Origin of the sequence: Aphanothece microscopica RSMan92, assembly GCF_046613545.2 — a bacterium.
In the GTDB taxonomy this organism is placed as follows: Bacteria; Cyanobacteriota; Cyanobacteriia; order PCC-6307; family Cyanobiaceae; genus NIES-981.
Genome location: NZ_JBKKKY020000305.1, coordinates 1 through 676 on the forward strand (window position 1 = coordinate 1; position 676 = coordinate 676).

The following is a 676-nucleotide window of genomic DNA, read 5'->3' on the forward strand; positions in this document are numbered from 1 at the left end:
TGACCTCGTGATTGCGGATATGGCCGCCAATACGGTAGGCCATCGCCGCACCGACCACCTGCGGACGGCTGCGCTGGCCGAAGCCGCCGCCCAGTTCGCCCTGGACGTGCTCAGGCCTGGCGGCGCCTTCGTGACCAAGGTGTTCCAGGGCGGATCGGAGGGTGCGGTGCTGACCGCGCTGAAGCAGGGCTTCCGGGAGGTGCGCCATGCCAAGCCAGCCGCCAGTCGGGCCGAAAGCGTGGAGCTATACCTCGTGGCGCTCGGGCGAAAGCCTGCAGCGCCGGTTTAGGCTTTCTGCGCAAAGCCGTGCTAGCGTGATGCGCACAGGTGACCAATGACCAAGAAAAAGCCCGCCGCCTCCCGCGTGGAGGATGATCCCGTCCTGACCCTGACTGAAGCCAAGAAATGGGTGTCAGCCCGGCGCGTGACCGAAATCGAGTGCGTCGTGCCCGACCAGGCCGGCGTAGCCCGCGGCAAGATCATGCCCGCGTCGAAGTTCTTTTCAGACCCTTCGATGGGGCTGCCCTCCTCGATCTTTGTCCAGACAATCTCGGGCGAATATCCCGACGAGGACGAGGACTTCAGCTACGATCCGTCTGATGGGGACGTCGAACTCCATCCTGACTATTCGACGCTCTGCCTCGTGCCCTGGGCGCAGTCGGGTCCTGCGCCCAGG

The 676-nt window shown here is 64.9% G+C and carries 2 protein-coding genes; both read left to right on the forward strand.

The genetic code is table 11. From position 1 onward, the window contains the following. Positions 1-289 (forward strand): SAM-dependent methyltransferase (locus tag ACLD7X_RS17655; RefSeq protein WP_411424996.1); only part of this gene is annotated, 289 nt, incomplete at its 5' end. A gap of 45 nt (positions 290-334) precedes the next feature. Next, positions 335-676 (forward strand): hypothetical protein (locus ACLD7X_RS17660; RefSeq protein ID WP_411424997.1); only part of this gene is annotated, 342 nt, incomplete at its 3' end.